This is a genomic window from Gaoshiqia hydrogeniformans, assembly GCF_049347105.1.
Classification (GTDB): Bacteria; Bacteroidota; Bacteroidia; order Bacteroidales; family Prolixibacteraceae; genus Gaoshiqia; species Gaoshiqia hydrogeniformans.
The window spans coordinates 2,971,109-2,987,539 of the sequence record NZ_CP186334.1; the positions used below are offsets into that span (position 1 = coordinate 2,971,109).

The following is a 16,431-nucleotide window of genomic DNA, read 5'->3' on the forward strand; positions in this document are numbered from 1 at the left end:
GGAGTTAAACCAAGAAGAAATATGAAATATCTTTTTAAAAATATACTGACTGTTTTGTTGACAGCCGTTCTGGCAGTTCCGTCTTTCAGCCAGGACACCCGGACCATCGGCACAAAGGTGGCCGATATACTGGCACAGTTTCCCGCGCCGGATGCGGAACATACCAACCGGTTGATGGCCGGGATTACCGACCTTGGACCGGAAGGTCTCGCCAAGGTGTTTAACCTGCTTGTTCCCGCAGGTACGGGCGACGACACCCAGGTGCGTTATGCTGTGGGCGGTCTGGCCCGCTATGCCGGCGCTCCCGGGCGCGAAAAAGTCAGGGAGCAGGTTGAAAATTCTTTTCTGGCAGCCTTAAATGAAGCTTCGGACCGGGAGGTGAAGGATTTCCTCATCCGGCAGTTGGCTTTCTGCGGGCAATCGGCCACCGTTGATGCATTGGCGAAATACCTGGATGTGCCTGAATTGTCGTCGCCGGCCGTAGCCACGCTAACCACGATCGGGACCGGCGAGGCCGCCGCTACCCTCCTCCGCGCCCTTCAATCTCAAACCGGCCCTCGCCAGGCTGAGCTGATCAAAGCCTTAGGCGTACTGAAATATCAGCCGGCTGAAAGCTATCTGATCACCCTCTCCGCAAAAGCACAAGCTCCGGTTTTAGCCACGTTATATGCGGCATTGGCTGAAACCGGCGGGAAAAATTCAGCGACCTTGTTTAAATCGGCGGCAGAGAATGCACGTTTCGCCACCGATGAAAACGGAAGCATGGTTTCGTACCTGCGGTATGCCGGACGGCTGGCTGAAAACAATGAAGTAAAATTAAGCAATTCGCTGTGTGCTGCCGTGTTGAAAAGCTGCACCCGGACAGACCAGCTGCAGTTCAGATCGGCTGCACTGGCAATCCTGCACGGGAACGGAGAAACTTCAGTTCCCTTGTTTTTAAAAGAGATCAAAAACTCAGATAAGGCTTATCGGGTTGCCGTGATGCGTATTGCCGGCGATCAGCTAAATTCGAGACAAGCCGGGCAGTGGATTGCCGGATTCAAAAAAGTTTCGGCTGAAAGCCAGGCTGAACTGCTTCACTTTTTAGCTCCCCGTCAGGATGAAAATGTTCTGACCGAAGTTATTCTGCCGTCTTTGTTGGCCACACAGGCTGCTGTTCGCCACGAAGCAATCCGCGCTCTGGTGATCAACCAAAAAAATGTTGCTGTTCCGCTGCTGCTCGATCAGTTGAAAAAAGTACAGGATCAGAATGATTACCCCGTGTTGAAAGAAGCTTTGTTCACCTCCTGTTCGGTGAACGAATGCAACCAGCTTGCTGATGAAATGAGTCAGATGAATGATGCCGGTAAAACGGTACTCATGGAAGTGCTGGCCGGACGTGGTGCAAGCGCCTACTTTGGTTTGGCGGAAAAGCTTTGTGCGTCAGAAAGCCCCGAAGTACGCCTGGCTGCCTATGCTGCGCTTAGCCGGATGAGCCAGCCTGAAAACATCAACCAACTGATCACACTGCTCGGAAAAACCTCTGTTCCGGCCGAAACGGAAGCGGTACAAAAAGCCATCATCGGGCTTTATGCGTCCGATGATCATCCCCAGGCTTCCATTGTGCTGAATAAGCTGACCTCAGGGACACAACGCGAAAAGCTGATCCCGGTATTGCCGTACCTGAACGACGGGAATGCTTTGAAAAGCGTTAACTCGCTGCTGGAAGACGGAACAAAATCCGAAAAAGAAGCGGCTTTGAAAGCGCTGACCAACTGGACCGATCACACTGCTTTACCGGCATTATTCACTATTTTTAGCACCAACGACTATCGGGCTTTCCGGGCAGAGGCGCTCAGCGCTTATCTCCGACAGGTAAACCAGGCTGCTATTCCGGACGACCGGAAACTGCTTTGGCTCGACAAGATCATGGGCGAATGTACCGGGATCGAAGAAAAGAAACAGGTCATCAGCCTCGCCGGATCGGTGAAAACATTCCTGTCGCTGGTTTTTGTATCCAACTACCTCGATCAGGAGGAACTGAGCGGGGTCGCAGCTCAGGCGGCTATGAAAATAGCTTTGCCTTCGGGCGGAGAGAAAAACGGGCTAACAGGACAAGTCGTCCGGGAAACGCTGGAAAAAGTCAAAGAGAAAATTACAGGTCCCGACAGCCAGTATTTTAAAATAGATATCCAGGAATACCTGGATAAAATGCCTGCTGAAGCGGGTTATCTGTCTGTCTTCAACGGCGAAGACCTTAGCGGGTGGCAAGGACTGGTGAAGAATCCAATTGCCAGGGCAAAGATGTCAGCCGCCATGTTGGCGAAAGAACAGGTTGCGGCAAACAAACGCATGCTCGAAAACTGGTCGGTGAAAAACGGTTCCATCGTATTCAACGGGAAAGGCGACAACCTGTGTACCGTGAAAAGTTACAAGGATTTTGACCTGGTAGTTGATTGGCGGATTACCAAAGACGGCGACAGCGGTATTTACCTGCGCGGAACGCCCCAGGTTCAGATTTGGGACACGGCCTGTGTTGACGTAGGCGCCCAGGTTGGATCGGGCGGACTTTATAACAATTCAAAAAATCCCAGCAAGCCGCTGGTTCTGGCCGACAATGCCATTGGCGACTGGAACACCTTCCGCATCCGGATGGTTGACCAGCGGGTCACGGTTTACCTGAACGGTGTTCTTGTTGTCGACAACGTGATCCTGGAAAACTACTGGGACCGCAACATCCCGATTTTCAGCGAAGGACCCATCGAATTGCAGGCTCATGGTACCGACCTGGCCTTCCGGAATATCTATGTCCGCGAGATTAATCCGGACAGCTCAAACCTGAGCGAAACAGAAAAGGCAGAAGGCTTCGTTTCCCTGTTTAACGGCCAGAACCTTGATCTCTGGGTGGGCAATAAAACCGATTATGTCGCCGAGGACGGTGTCATTGCCGTTTATCCGACAAAAGGAAGCCGGGGCAATCTGTATACGGCGAAAGAATATTCCGACTTCATTTTTCGCTTCGAGTTTCAGCTGACCCCGGGCGCTAACAATGGCCTCGGAATTCATACGCCGATGGAAGGCGACGCCGCTTATGTGGGCAAAGAGTTGCAGATCCTCGATGATACCGCGCCAATTTATGCCAAACTGGAGCCATACCAGTACCACGGATCGGTATATGGCATCATCCCGGCCAAACGCGGTTTCCTGAAACCGGTTGGCGACTGGAATTACCAGGAAGTGATCGTTAAAGGCGATGATATTAAGATCACCCTTAACGGCGAAGTGATTGTTGACGGAAATATGAAGGAAGCAAGTAAAAACGGAACAGCCGACCACAAGGAACATCCCGGTCTGGAACGCCATTCCGGTCATATCGCCTTTCTGGGACACGGCTCCGAACTGAAGTTCCGGAATCTTCGGATTAAGGAATTGAAATAGTCACTTTCGGGCTTGTTCGCTGTTACCTGAGAAACGAAGTAATCTGTTCGGTTACCAACTGGCAGATTGCTTCGTTGTTTTTTGATATGGTAGGTTGTTTACCCTCGTTGGCTGTGATTTTTCTTTCCTTTTCATCCCAAAGATGACCCGCAGGATATTATTCCTGAAAATGAAAAACTGATAAACAGCGGAAATAATAATCAGGCTGATTCCTGTAATCAACGCGGCTTTTAAAGAAACAGAGAGCCCGGAGCCAGTAACGAAATAGGCAACAACAATGATCACGGGCTGGTGTAACAGATAAAACGGGTAAATAGCCGCGTTGAGCGGCTTTCGGATTGGCATGTCGGTATTCAGGTATTTTTTTGCATAACCCAGAATTGTCAGGGAGATTGTCCAACTCATCAAAATGGATAATAAAGTGTAGACCGAATGTCCGACCGAAACGCTTTGAAATATGTCGGGCAGCGAGTACATAGCCCCGGTTGTAATAAGGGTAACTCCAAGGTTAACCCGGCGATGTTTAGCAATGGCTTTTACCAACTCGGGGTTGCCCAATAGAATAAACCCGTATAGAAAGTAGATAAAATCAAGGCAGAGAAATGCCCAGTCGTTAAACAGAGCATGTGTTTCTTCCGGGAACCAGGGGCGAAGAATGAGCTGGGAGATCAGTAGGGGCAAGGCAAGCACCAGTAAACCTGCTTTTCGTTTTGCCAAACGCTCGAGCCGGTTTTCGAAAAGGCGGTAATACGATGAACGGTAGAACGCGATAAAGGGAACAAACATCAGTGAAATGAAAAACAAATAAATAATGAACCACAGATGGTGCCAGCTAAAATTTCCTTCCGGATAAATCCCGTCAAAAAAGTGCATATAAAAATCAAGCAGTGAGGCATACTGATCAAGCTTTTCGATATAAACCTGTACCGGGACAAGAATAAAAATTCCTGCGGCAAACGGGATCAGAAGGCGTTTTTTACGTTCCGAAATAAATTGTTTCGTGCTTCGGAAGCCTAAGGCAAAGCGGGTACCTGCCCCCGAAACCAGAAAAAGCAATGGCATACGCCAGGCATGTAAAAAGGCCATTGGCCGATTCAGCAGAGCAAATTGTGCATCGTTTTTCACATGCCAGCTCCACCCGTTAAATATCATTCCAATGTGAAAAAGAAAAACGCTGAAGATTAAAAAGATTCTGATCCAGTCGATATAGATTTGCCGTTCGTTCATCGCTATTGTTTTTAGAATTCTCAGCAAATCAACACAATTGGCAGGGAAAAACAGGGATGCGCCGATCAGGTGATACTTCTGCCCGATCGTCTCATACAGGCGAAGAGGATTGTTTTTCCCGAAAATCGGAAGGCGTTAATCCGGTTATATTTTTAAATGCTTTATTGAAGGTTGCTTTGGAGTTATAGCCGACCATTTCGGCAATTTCTTCAATCTTGTATTTCATGGCATCCTTTCCCGACAGCAATTTCATGGCTTCTTTTATGCGGTATTGAGCCAGCCAGTTGAAAAAATTCATACCGGTTTTTTCGTTAATGACCTGAGAAACCCGGTGAGACGTTTCTCCAATTTTTCCGGACAGGTCAGACAATGAGGCCAGGTTGCCGGAGAAATATTTTTCGCGGGTCATCAGGTCAGTCAGCTTTTGCAGGATTTCCTCCTTTTGCAACTCATCCAGACTCGATTTTTGGTATTTAGGCAAATCGTTTCGATGGCTTTCTTCAAAAAAACTCGACCGACTCACAATTAAGAAACTAAAGGCATACAACAGGAAAGAGGCATAGCTGGCAATAAAATAGTCGCCAATGTCCCGGCCAAATTCGATCTTTACCCAGATAATAATGCCGGTAATAACAATGAAATGAAAAAAAGAATCACGATAATGCGAAAGCGCAGTTCGTTTTAAACTGAAAAAAGGAAGTGCCTGCTTTTTATGCTCCCGAATCAGGATTCTCCCGGCCATCAGCTGATAAATAAGGAAATGAAATAGCGTAAGTTCGTAAATATGAACTCTTAATTGCAAGGGATCCGGATTGAAAATCGATCGATAATGACCATCAAACAGTTTATCAAACAGCTCGGGATAATAACATGATAAATATGAGTCGAACTTAAATTCGTCGGGCTGAATGTAATATAAAACACAATAGATGAGATAAATGCCAAATACGATAAAATGCGGCCCGATGTTAGCCGGTTTTTCTGGATAAAGAGCGGTGTTGATGTATAAAAACATCAATGGCCCGATCACAAAGTTCAGCGGCTCGGAAAAATTGTCAAGAAACATGACTTTTGTAATCAGACCAGTGTAATTGAGCAGGATTTCGAGAATAAGAAGGGAGAGTGATACGACAAACAATCCAAGAAAAATATTTCTCGGCTGTCGCCGGTTCTCTTTTTTTAGCAAAAAATAGCTGATAAAAAAACCTTGAAAAACACCCAGCAAAATAAGCAAGGCAAAAATGTTAAACCGCAGATCAAGCTCCTCCATATTTGCGACAAATAAACCATATCAAAAATAGTATTTTCCTGCAAAAATTAGGTTTTGTGTGTTTGAAGTCGTCTTTCCCTTTTCAAATTCTGTCGGAAATGATCTTTTTCAAGATCTCAGCCGTATCATCAGGAAAATCGATTTGCAAAGCGTCCTCTTCTTTCAGCCACCGGCCGATTTGATTTTGACCGGTACGCAGATCGGTTAACACCGTAATTTCCATACTTTTCAGGAAAGCGGCATTGCAGGCTTGTTCGTACTGATTTTTCATAGGAACAACGCACAGTTTTTTCCCCATATAAATGGCCTCTGCCGGTGTTTCAAAGCCAGCGGTGCATAAAATGCCGGCACAGTTTATAAATGATTTGCTGAACCCTTCAAGCGAAACGGGATGGAAAGAAATGTTTTTTTGTTGGTAGGTTTCGGGACTGTGTTTCGAAAAAACTTCCCAACGGGTATCCGGGAAGGCCGACAGGATGTGTTCAATCTCCTTATTGCTGTATGCCGGCAGATATACCGTGTAATGCCCTTTGTTTTCAGGCACGGCTTTTCGGATGGCCGGCCGGATGACCGGACTGTAGTTGTCGGCATCGAGCGCTGTAAAATGGAACCCGTATTTGAAAGAAACCGGCGCATAGTTTTTCAGAATAAAGTGGCCCAAGCTGTTTTTTTTGTCAGGCAGAGGGGCTTTGGCGTGGAGCACGGCATTCTGATGACTGACACCAATGCACGGCTTTCTTTTTAACCGGCATGCCCAGGCCGAAACCGGCTCGAAGTCGCATAATACCAGGTCGTACTGCTTAACCGGCAGTTTGGCCAGGTCCCTGATCAGGCGTAAGGGCCGTAAGCGGTAAAGCGTTTTCAGCAGGCTGACCCCTCCTTTCCTGCCAAAAATAAAACTCATCCCGTAAAGCCGGTAATCTACCGGAAAGGGAAGTTTGATGTCGCCCTGAATGCCGCTGACCAACACATCGGTGCGGGCTAGTTGTTTTAATAAGGGAACAATCTCGGTTGCCCGTGCTAAATGTCCGTTGCCGGTTCCCTGGATGGCATACAGGATTCGTAAATTGCGGTTGTTCATAAGTGGGATGTGTTTTTTACAGGATATTGGCCATGGCAAGTTCACGGAAGAGCGATTGGTAAAGCTGTTTTTCGTTCGGGATGTCCGGCTCGTCGGTCATTATTTCATCGTCATGGTCATCTTTGTATTGGAAAAGGTTCCATTTCCCGTTTTGGTATTCCGCAGCGGTGAAATGTTCTACCCAATCTCCGCAATTCAGGTAATGCACGGCCCCGTGTTCATTGATGATTTGTTTGTCGCGCGGTTGATGGGTGTGCCCGCAGATGACTGTTTTATATCCTTGCGCGGAGGCTGTTTTGCTCACCACCCGTTCAAAAGGCGATACCTGAAACCGGTCTTTCACCAACTTATCCTTGATGCTTTTATATAGGATGAATTCTTTCAAACCGAAAGGACTTAGCAGCTGGTTCAGCCCGTGGTTGACGACCGATAAAAGCCCGTAGATGGCCGCGCCAAATTTTGCCAGCCATTTTGCCCGGTGAATGATATGATCGAAAATGTCGCCGTGAAAAATCCAGGTTTTCTTTCCGTCAATTTCGAGGATCAGCTGGTTGACGATTTTTAGGTTACCCATTTGGGTCTGGTTGAACTTCCTCAGAAATTCGTCGTGATTACCGGTAATGTAAATCACATGTACGCCTTTTTCGAGCATCCGGATAAATTGCCGGATTACCTTCAGGTGCGATTTGGGAAAGTATTTGCGGCTAAACCGCCATGAATCAATAATATCGCCATTTAAAACCAACATCCCCGGATTGATCGACTTGAGGTATTTCAGTACTTTTTTTGCTTTGCTGGCACGGGTTGCCAGGTGCAGGTCGGAGATGACGGCTATTTCCGGCTGTCTTGTTTTCATATTCCGTATTGTTTGCAGCGAAGGTTGTAAATCACTGTTAAGCAGCAGTTACGGCAAGGTCAATAAAAGCATATCAAATGGCAGTAAAAAGGCGTCGGTTTGTAAATTATTTTTAAACAACTTAAACACAGGGTAAAGCGTGACTTCTGTTTATACTTGTTTAACAGCATCTGTTTATTGTATTACTGATATACGAACTTGTGCTAATTTCGTGTGCTTAATCAACGAAGATGATATGCCTCAACATTTCGAAGGAAACGACCATGAGCTTTGGACAAAATTCCTGGCTGGAAATAACCAGGTTTTGTCCTTGATCTATCTGCGATATGTGAATGCCTTATACGACTATGGGTGCAAAATTTCTTCTGATCGTGATTTGGTGAAAGATTGCATTCAGGATATCTTCTGCACGATCATCCGAAACCGCAAATCACTTTCCCCGACGGATAATATTCAGCTTTACCTGTTCAAGGCGCTAAAACGGAAACTGATTCGCGAATTACAGCGAAATCAAAAATATAAACAGCTTGATCAGGAAGGTAATCGCTTCGAAATTGCTTTTTTCCAGAGCTTTGACCACGTTGAATATGAACTGACCGATTCGCAGAAACAAAAACTGATTGCAGCTGTCGATTCATTGAGCGCCAGGCAAAAAGAAGCCATTTATCTTCGTTTTACACGAGGAATGGATTACCGGGAAATTGCGGTTATTCTTAACCTGAACTATCAATCGGCGCGCGCCCTCATTCACAGGGGTATCAGTAAATTGAGGAAAATTTTGGCCGAAAAATCCAATTATTTCAATCAATTTATGCTCTGCATCTTCGGTCAGGCAAAGAAAAATGCTTTACAGCAGTAAAAAAATCGTTCAAAAACTATCAACAGAAATCAGTTTCGTGCCTTTTACCGGCAGATTCTGATGATTATGGAGAAGTACAAAAAATATACGAGCGAAGACTTTTTAGCTGATGCTGATTTTATCAGCTGGTTGCTCAATCCTTCCGAAGAACAGGAAAAATACTGGAAAGATTTCCTGGAACACTATCCCGATAAAAAACAGGCAGTGGATGAGGCCCGGTTTATTTTCAGTATGTTTCAGCACGAACAGGAGAAAATGAGCCTGGATGAAACCTATGATATCTGGAATAACATCCTGAAGTCGTTCCGCGGCCCGGTACGCTTAAAATGGGGAACTGCATTGAAATACGCTGCCGTGCTGTTGCTGGTATTCCTGTCGGGCGCCATCAGCTATCACATCTACGAAAACAGGCCGCAGACTCATTTCGACCTGGTTTCGGTTCCCGAGACAAGCAGCAACGAGGCAAAAATCATCCTGTCCGACGGTTCTGAAATTTCACTCGAAAAGAAAGAGTCTGAAATTACGTACAACAGCGCCGGCAATCAACTGATTGTGAACAATGATACCATTCGCCAGAGCCAGACGCCTGGGCGCGAAGTGATGAACAAGGTGATTATTCCTTACGGTAAAAAATCGATGATCCATCTTTCGGACGGAACGGTGGTTTGGCTGAACGCCGGGAGTCAGCTGATTTATCCGTCCACCTTCCTGCGAAAAAAACGGGAAGTGATTTTGATTGGAGAGGCTTATTTTGATGTAGCCAGGATGGAGGATAAACCGTTTATTGTCCGCACGGCCGAGATGAATGTTAAAGTGCTGGGTACCCGCTTTGATGTATCGGCTTACCCCGAAGATAACTTCACCGAGGCGATACTGGAAGAAGGCAGCGTGGCCCTTGAAATAAAAGCCAAAAACTTTCATGACCAACGGAATGAGTTCATCCTGAAGCCCAACGAAAAATTCAGCTTAAGTAAAGACGAAGGTGAAATTTCTGTCAGGACGGTCGATGTCAGTATGTACACGGCCTGGAAGGATGGCATGTTGAAGGCCGAGAAAGAAGACCTGGTGCGGGTCATTAAAAAAGTAGAACGTTATTACAATATCCGGATCGAGATGAAAGACCCTCTGGCGGGAGGGTATCTCATCTCCGGGAAGCTTGATCTGAAAGGAAGCCCCGAAGAGGTGCTGAATATCATTAAACTGACAGTGCCGGTCGACTGGACCAAAAAAAGCAACGGGGATTTTGTAATTGTCAGAAAATAGAAATGGATAAAAAAACCGGTAAGCGTAGCGGCGCTTACCGGTTCAAACCATGGGTTTTTATTAGTCGTTAAACTAAACGTTTTAAATGTATGAAAAAAATGTTTCATGTGCGAACCTTTCTTTCAAATGAGAGGTTTAAAAAAATGTTCCTTGTCATGAGGTTATCAGTAATGCTACTTTTGGTCAGTGTTTTCACCGCCGTAGGGGGTAGTTATTCGCAAAACACGAAATTCTCAATGAGTCTGAGTAAGGCTACGATTAAGCAGGTTTTTAATGAAATTGAACAGAACAGCGAGTTTATCATCGTTTATTCGGATGATATTCTGGATGTTACAGAAGTTGTTACCATTAATGTGAAAAATTCTCCGGTCGGGAAAGTTTTGGATCAACTTTTCGCCGGAACGCCTCTAAGCTATGAAATTAAAGACCGGCAGATTGTTATTACCCAGCGCGAGGAACTGAAACGGCCGGCAACCGGGCAGCAACCGGTCAACCAGTTGCAGGGGCGCGTGGTCGACGTGGGCGGCCAGCCTTTGCCGGGCGTTACCGTACTGGTGATGGGGACCACCATCGGCACCATTACCAATTTTAACGGCGAATTTACGCTGAATGTCCCTTCCGACGCCAGAAGCCTGCAATTCTCTTTTGTCGGTTTTCAAACGGAAGAAATCACTATCGGTACCCAAAAAACGTTTCAGGTGCAGATGCGCGAAGACGTCCTGGAACTGGAAGAAGTGGTTGCCGTGGGCTACGGTGTTCAGCGCAAGAGCGACCTGACCGGCGCAACCAGCCGTCTGACCGGGGAAAATATGAACAAGGCGGTGGCTACTTCGCCGATCGAGATGATGCAGGGCCGGATTTCAGGCGTCAACATCACCCAAAACAGCGGGGAGCCGGGTACCGGCATGTCCGTCCGAATCCGCGGTTCCAACTCCATCCGTTCCGGGCAGGAACCCTTGTATGTGGTTGACGGTATTCCGCTCGACAATGCCGATATTACCCCAACAGGAGGTGGTGCAGCGGGTTATGGCAGCGGGGCCGTAAAAAATCCGATCAGCTTTCTTAATCCGGAGGATATCGAATCGATCGATATCCTGAAAGACGCTTCATCAACCGCGATTTACGGGGCGCGTGGCGCTAACGGGGTGGTTATTATTACCACCAAAAAAGGAAAACAAGGCAAAGGCACCATCACTTATGACGGTTATACAGGCGTAGCTCAGATACGCGAAAAACTGGATATGCTTACAGCTGCCGAATTCCGTTCGTATACCAAAGCCGACGGTTCTAAATTGCTTGATCTGGGAGCCAGCGTTGATTGGCAGGACGAGATTTACACCACCGGGATTACGCAAAGCCACAACCTGTCGTATGGCGGTGGAACCGAAAACTTTACTTTCCATGCCTCACTGGGCTACCTCGATCAGGAAGGAATTGTGAAAACTACCGGACAGGAAAAACTGAACGGAAAAATTAATGTGACTCAAAAAGCCTTTGACGGGAAACTAAACCTGACCGGAAGCTTGATCGCCTCGCATACCACCGATTTCCGCGCTCCGATTACCGAACAAAGCGGGTCGGGCTACGAAGGCGACCTGATTCTGACTGCCTTGAAATCGAACCCGACCTATCCGGTGTATAATTCCGACGGAACGTATTACCAACATGCCACTGACCAGCGTAACCCGGTAGCCATGCTCAGGTTGGTGGACGATGAAACCCAAACCGACCGGATCATCTCGAACATGTCGGCAGAGTTCGACATCATTAAAAACCTGAAATACAAGCTGAATGTGGGGTTCGACCGTACCGTGGCCGAGCGCCGGGTCAATCAGGATAAACAACTGACTTACCTGTCGAACAAGGGTGAGGCAGATATCAACGGCATTACGGCCAATAACCGCCTGATCGAGAATTACATGACTTACCTGAAAGACTTTGGCACGGATCATTCATTCAACTTCCTGGCCGGTCATGCCTACCAGTTCTTCAAGGTAAGTACTACCGAAGTGAATGTAACCGGTTTTGAGGTGGACGATGTCAAATATACCGATAACCTTCAGTATGGTAATTTCTCGTCGGCCAACGTCAACTCATCGGCTTACGAACGCGAACTGCAATCTTTCTTCGGCCGGGTTAATTACAGTTTCAGAGATAAATACCTGTTTACCTTCACCGGGCGTTTTGACGGTTCATCTAAATTTGGGGAAAACAATAAATATGGTTTTTTCCCTTCTGCTGCATTTGCCTGGAGGGTTTCCGAAGAAGAATTTCTGAAAGGATCGGGCAATCTAAGCAATCTGAAATTCCGTTTGGGCTGGGGCTTAACCGGGAACCAGGAAATTCCGGATAAGATTTCATTATTGTCGGTTGGTACTCAACCCGATGCCAACGGATATTTTAACGGTACGCTTTCGCCGGGGATTACCTATATTCGGACGCCGAATGCCGATATTCAATGGGAAACCACCATTCAGACAAACATCGGTATCGACTTCGGCTTCTTCGAAAACCGGTTATCCGGGACCATCGACCTGTTCAATAAAAAAACCAAAGATGTTTTGTTGGAAATACCATCCAAAGCCCCGTCTCCAACTCAAACCCAATGGCTGAACGTTCCTGACCTGAAAATTGTAAACAACGGGATCGAATTGGGGCTGAATGGTTTGCTGATTGATCAAAACGACCTGAGCTGGGACCTCGGCTTCAATATCGCTTACATCAAAAATGAAGTGAAAGACCTGCCCGTAAAATTTATAGAAACAGGAAATGCCAGCGGGCAAGGGCTTTCGGATACCCGCGTTCAGGTAATCACCAATGGTGAACCGGTAGGCACCTTTTATGGCAAAGTTTGGGAAGGATTCGACAGCAACGGGATGAGCATCTATAAAAAAGATGCCGACGGGATTGAGGTCAAAGAGGCCTTAGGTTCTGCTTTGCCTGATTATACTTACAGCCTGAGTTCGAAATTAACATACAAACGATTCGATGTCAGTATGTTCTGGTATGGATCGCAGGGAAATAAAGTGTATAACAATACAGCCAATGCCTTGTTTCTGAAAGGCCCGCTGGACAAGGGGAACAACGTGCTTAAATCGGTGCTCGAATCAAATGAAAGCCCGGAGAATTCCAATGCGTTCTCTTCCCGGTTTATCGAAGACGGTTCATTCCTGCGCCTGGCTAACGTTACCCTGGGATATACCTTCGATACGCAATCTGTTCGATGGTTGAACAGCGCCCGTATTTACGTGACCGGAAACAACTTGTTGTTGTTTACCGACTACTCGGGCTACGACCCGGAAGTGAATGTGGCTGCCGACGAAAACGGCGTGCCTTCGATGGGTATCGATTATACGGCCTATCCGAAGCCGCGGACATTTACCTTTGGCGTAAACCTTCAATTTTAACATGAACCTAAATCCGAAAAAAGATGAAACCATATAAATTTATTTTATTCTTTACCCTACTGGGCTTGTTGGCCACTGTTGGTTGTACCGACCTGGAAGAAACTGTACTGGACGAACAACTGGGTGCCGACCTGATCAGTAACCCGGAAAACATCGAAGCCCTCATCAATCCGCCGTACGGAAGCCTGCGCCGCACCATTGAATGGTACGATTACTGGGGATTACAGGAAGTGACGACCGATGAAGTGATTGTTCCGACACGTGGTACCGACTGGTACGATAACGGCGCCTGGATGGAGCTTCATCTGCATACCTGGACCGCTGATCATATTCGTATGAAAAATGTATGGAATGCATTAAGCCAGGGGATGGCGCGATGCAACCTGGCCATTTATTATATCGGTCAATTCCCCCAATCGGCCAAAACAGAACAATACATCACCGAAGCCCGCTTCCTGCGTGCGTACTATATGTATTTGGTTAATGACCTTTTTGGGCAGGTTCCCTTTCGCGAACCCGACGAACTCGATTTTAAGATTTCGCCGATGGTGATGGACCGGAAAGCTGCTGCTGATTTCATTATTGAAGAAGTGAAAGCGGTGTTGCCAAACCTGAAAACCAAGGCTGAGGTGGGTTCCGAACGCGTAACTGTTGGCGCCGCCCAGGCCCTGCTGGCAAAAATTTACCTTAATTACGAAGTTTATACAGGAGAGGCCAAATGGGCCGATGCCATTACCTATTGCGATCAGTTGATCAATTCGGGCGTTTACACGGTGACCGACGACTACTGGACCATGTTCCAGAAAGATGTGGCCGAACACGCTGAATTTATCCTGCGTGTACCGATGGACGACAGTGTGGATATGGGCAGTGGCAGCGTATGGGTGAACTTTACCCTGCATTACTCCCAGGTTTTTGGAAACATTACCAGCACCTGGAACGGACCGTCAACGACTAAAACATTCTTTGAGACCTGGGATATGGTAAACGATGCCCGTTTTTATGATGCCCGCATAAAAGGGCAAACCGGTTTCAATCAGGGCTTTCTGCACGGCCAGCAATATGGACTGGATGGAACAGCCTTGTCGCAGCGCAATGGTTCTCCGCTGATTTTCGTGCCTGAAATCAACCTGGCCAGTTCGCCTGAGAACGCCGGAATCCGTGTCGTCAAGTTTGCTCCGAATCCGGCTACCGAACGCCAGTTCTCGTCGCCTAACGATGTGCCTATTATGCGGATTTCCGATATTTACCTGATTCGTGCCGAAGCAAAATTGAGGAATAATGACCCGGCCGGGGCTTTGGCCGATGTTAATTTTATCCGTTCAAAACGCAGTGCGCCCGGCAAAACGTTGCCCGCGCTGACTTCGGTTACGCTGGATGATATTCTGAAGGAACGCGGGTTTGAATTGTATTGGGAGGGCCTGCGCCGCCAGGACCTGATTCGTTTTGGTAAATTCACCGAGGCTTACCAGGAAAAACCGGCAACCCATGCACAGAAAACGATTTTCCCTTTGCCGACATCAGCCGTTGATGTCAACGAAAACTTGACTCAAAACCCGGGTTACGAATAAGCGAAACCGATTAACCCATAACAGAATGCCAGATGCTGCCACGCGAAGCAACTGGCTTTTTTTAACCTGACTTCAACAAAACCTCAGGACCAGCAGGGTTTTGAGCAATTGCGAATAATGGCCGCTGTCCGCATACGACAGCGGTTTCGCTTTTACCGCAAATGTATTCCCTCTTTTAGCGAAGTCTTCCCGAACTTGTTTAGCGATCTCTGTCTCACTCATGGATGTTCCGCACCGTGTTTCTCTGTTTTGAAGAATCGTTCGCTGTTCTTTTAAACCGAAACCTCTTCTGGTTGTTGTAATAAACGAAAATCAAAAAAACGAAAAAGATGAAAGAAACAACCGGGAAAGTTACCTCCAAGGGAAACCCCTTAACCCTGTTGGGTGAACAAATAAAAGTGGGCGACAAAGCGCCTGATTTTGTCGTGCTTGGTTCAGGTTTGCAACCTGTAAAACTGTCCGATTACGAGGGCAAAGTGAGGGTTATTGCCGTGTACCCGTCGATTGATACCGGCGTTTGCCAGGCCCAGAACCGCAGGTTCAATGCCGAAGCTTCCAATTTGGGAGATGCGGTAATCCTGTCCATTTCCTGTGACCTGCCCTTTGCCCAAAGCCGTTTTTGTGCCGCTGAAGGGCTCGACAAGGTCGTCACCTTATCTGATCACCGTGATGTGGATTTTGGGACCAAGTATGGTTTTCTGATCAAGGAGTTGCGTTTGCTGGCCCGCGGCACTGTGATTATTGACAAAGACGGAATTGTAAAATATGTGGAATATGTTCCCGAAGTGAGCAGTGAGCCGAATTACGAGGCTGCCATACAGGTGGTGAAAGGTTTATTGTAGTAGGGGGATTTAGTGTTTTGATTGAAGAGGCTGTTTTGGAGAGAGTGTAAGGTAGCACATCGTCTGCCGAATAACTTGTATTCAAAACAGCCTCTTTCCTGTTTATCCGGCTACGGCAATTTTGACTACCAGTTTTTTCACGGGTTTCGGTTCTTCAGTCATGATCGAAGGACGATGAACATCTGAAGGGAAAAACAGAAAAAACGAGTCGGTGGTTGCGGTGTGATAATCACCTTCATTTTCGGTAAAGAAGATCAGATCTTTTTCTTCGTTGTATTCCAGGGCGCCAGCCGCTTTTTGTAAAGGTAAAATCCCCATTTTTTCTTCCCCGGAGATCATAAACTGCAGGTCGGTGTATTTTTTATGAGCCTCCCATTTGGCCTGTTCGGGCAACTTGGTCTGGTATTCGGAAACCATCGCGAAGGCTTCGTTCCCAACCAGCGGATATTTCCCGGGGGCAAGGGCCGAAAGCTCCTGTTTCATAAAGGCAAACACGGCTTTCCATAAGTCCGGGCGGGCATGATATTGTTTATAAAACTGATCGACATCAACTGACTCGTGAAATCTGACAGGGGCCCCTTCCGTCCACGAACCGCTGTTTAACCATTCTTTTGCTGTACTCATCGTCACAAATTTTA

Annotated in this window: 11 protein-coding genes; 6 read left to right on the forward strand and 5 right to left on the reverse strand. The window is 47.1% G+C overall.

Going from position 1 to position 16,431, the window contains the following annotated elements; all coding sequences use genetic code 11:
* The first annotated feature begins 21 nt into the window (after positions 1 to 21).
* Entirely contained in the window at positions 22 to 3,417 is a 3,396-nt protein-coding gene (locus ACOIT5_RS11860; RefSeq protein WP_423126374.1) for a DUF1080 domain-containing protein, read from the forward strand.
* A 51-nt stretch (positions 3,418 to 3,468) separates the two neighbouring features.
* Here ACOIT5_RS11860 and ACOIT5_RS11865 read toward each other — a convergent pair whose 3' ends face one another.
* From ACOIT5_RS11865 to ACOIT5_RS11880, 4 genes are all read right to left on the reverse strand, one after another.
* Positions 3,469 to 4,644, reverse strand: a complete 1,176-nt coding sequence (locus tag ACOIT5_RS11865; protein WP_423126375.1) for an acyltransferase family protein — start codon at positions 4,642 to 4,644, stop codon at positions 3,469 to 3,471.
* A 91-nt stretch (positions 4,645 to 4,735) separates the two neighbouring features.
* Positions 4,736 to 5,710 carry a helix-turn-helix domain-containing protein gene (locus ACOIT5_RS11870; RefSeq protein WP_423126376.1) on the reverse strand — a complete coding sequence of 325 codons (975 nt, stop codon included), beginning with the start codon at positions 5,708 to 5,710 and terminating at the stop codon, positions 4,736 to 4,738.
* 286 nt (positions 5,711 to 5,996) lie between these two features.
* Positions 5,997 to 6,995, reverse strand: a complete 999-nt coding sequence (locus ACOIT5_RS11875; RefSeq protein ID WP_423126377.1) for a glycosyltransferase family protein — start codon at positions 6,993 to 6,995, stop codon at positions 5,997 to 5,999.
* Positions 6,996 to 7,011: 16 nt separating this feature from the next.
* The gene (locus tag ACOIT5_RS11880; RefSeq protein WP_423126378.1) at positions 7,012 to 7,851 is read right to left on the reverse strand and encodes a UDP-2,3-diacylglucosamine diphosphatase; all 840 of its coding nucleotides are present in this window, start codon (positions 7,849 to 7,851) and stop codon (positions 7,012 to 7,014) included.
* 235 nt (positions 7,852 to 8,086) lie between these two features.
* Between ACOIT5_RS11880 and ACOIT5_RS11885 the strand changes: the two genes are divergently transcribed.
* From ACOIT5_RS11885 to tpx, 5 genes are all read left to right on the forward strand, one after another.
* Positions 8,087 to 8,710, forward strand: coding sequence for an RNA polymerase sigma factor (locus ACOIT5_RS11885; protein ID WP_423126379.1), 624 nt, complete (start codon positions 8,087 to 8,089; stop codon positions 8,708 to 8,710).
* A gap of 66 nt (positions 8,711 to 8,776) precedes the next feature.
* On the forward strand, positions 8,777 to 9,973 hold the full coding sequence (locus ACOIT5_RS11890; RefSeq protein ID WP_423126380.1) for a FecR family protein: 1,197 nt from the start codon (positions 8,777 to 8,779) through the stop codon (positions 9,971 to 9,973).
* Positions 9,974 to 10,209: 236 nt separating this feature from the next.
* Positions 10,210 to 13,380 carry a TonB-dependent receptor gene (locus ACOIT5_RS11895; protein ID WP_423126381.1) on the forward strand — a complete coding sequence of 1,057 codons (3,171 nt, stop codon included), beginning with the start codon at positions 10,210 to 10,212 and terminating at the stop codon, positions 13,378 to 13,380.
* Between the two features lie 23 nt (positions 13,381 to 13,403).
* Positions 13,404 to 14,951, forward strand: a complete 1,548-nt coding sequence (locus ACOIT5_RS11900) for a RagB/SusD family nutrient uptake outer membrane protein (RefSeq protein ID WP_423126382.1) — start codon at positions 13,404 to 13,406, stop codon at positions 14,949 to 14,951.
* Between the two features lie 329 nt (positions 14,952 to 15,280).
* Positions 15,281 to 15,793 carry a thiol peroxidase gene (tpx, locus tag ACOIT5_RS11905; protein WP_423126383.1) on the forward strand — a complete coding sequence of 171 codons (513 nt, stop codon included), beginning with the start codon at positions 15,281 to 15,283 and terminating at the stop codon, positions 15,791 to 15,793.
* Positions 15,794 to 15,895: 102 nt separating this feature from the next.
* On the opposite strand, the gene ACOIT5_RS11910 is transcribed toward tpx, so the two are convergent.
* A complete protein-coding gene (locus ACOIT5_RS11910; protein WP_423126384.1) occupies positions 15,896 to 16,417 on the reverse strand; it encodes a YhcH/YjgK/YiaL family protein in 522 nt (173 codons plus the stop codon).
* Between the last annotated feature and the right edge of the window lie 14 nt (positions 16,418 to 16,431).

Bases quoted from the DNA above. Each gene is read 5' to 3' on its own strand.
- ACOIT5_RS11900 (WP_423126382.1), top strand. From the start codon at position 13,404: ATGAAACCATATAAATTTATTTTATTCTTTACCCTACTGGGCTTGTTG.
- ACOIT5_RS11875 (WP_423126377.1), bottom strand. From the start codon at position 6,995: ATGAACAACCGCAATTTACGAATCCTGTATGCCATCCAGGGAACCGGC.
- ACOIT5_RS11865 (WP_423126375.1), bottom strand. From the start codon at position 4,644: ATGAACGAACGGCAAATCTATATCGACTGGATCAGAATCTTTTTAATC.
- ACOIT5_RS11895 (WP_423126381.1), top strand. From the start codon at position 10,210: ATGAGTCTGAGTAAGGCTACGATTAAGCAGGTTTTTAATGAAATTGAA.
- ACOIT5_RS11910 (WP_423126384.1), bottom strand. From the start codon at position 16,417: ATGAGTACAGCAAAAGAATGGTTAAACAGCGGTTCGTGGACGGAAGGG.
- ACOIT5_RS11880 (WP_423126378.1), bottom strand. From the start codon at position 7,851: ATGAAAACAAGACAGCCGGAAATAGCCGTCATCTCCGACCTGCACCTG.
- ACOIT5_RS11860 (WP_423126374.1), top strand. From the start codon at position 22: ATGAAATATCTTTTTAAAAATATACTGACTGTTTTGTTGACAGCCGTT.
- tpx (WP_423126383.1), top strand. From the start codon at position 15,281: ATGAAAGAAACAACCGGGAAAGTTACCTCCAAGGGAAACCCCTTAACC.
- ACOIT5_RS11885 (WP_423126379.1), top strand. From the start codon at position 8,087: ATGCCTCAACATTTCGAAGGAAACGACCATGAGCTTTGGACAAAATTC.
- ACOIT5_RS11870 (WP_423126376.1), bottom strand. From the start codon at position 5,710: ATGTTTCTTGACAATTTTTCCGAGCCGCTGAACTTTGTGATCGGGCCA.
- ACOIT5_RS11890 (WP_423126380.1), top strand. From the start codon at position 8,777: ATGGAGAAGTACAAAAAATATACGAGCGAAGACTTTTTAGCTGATGCT.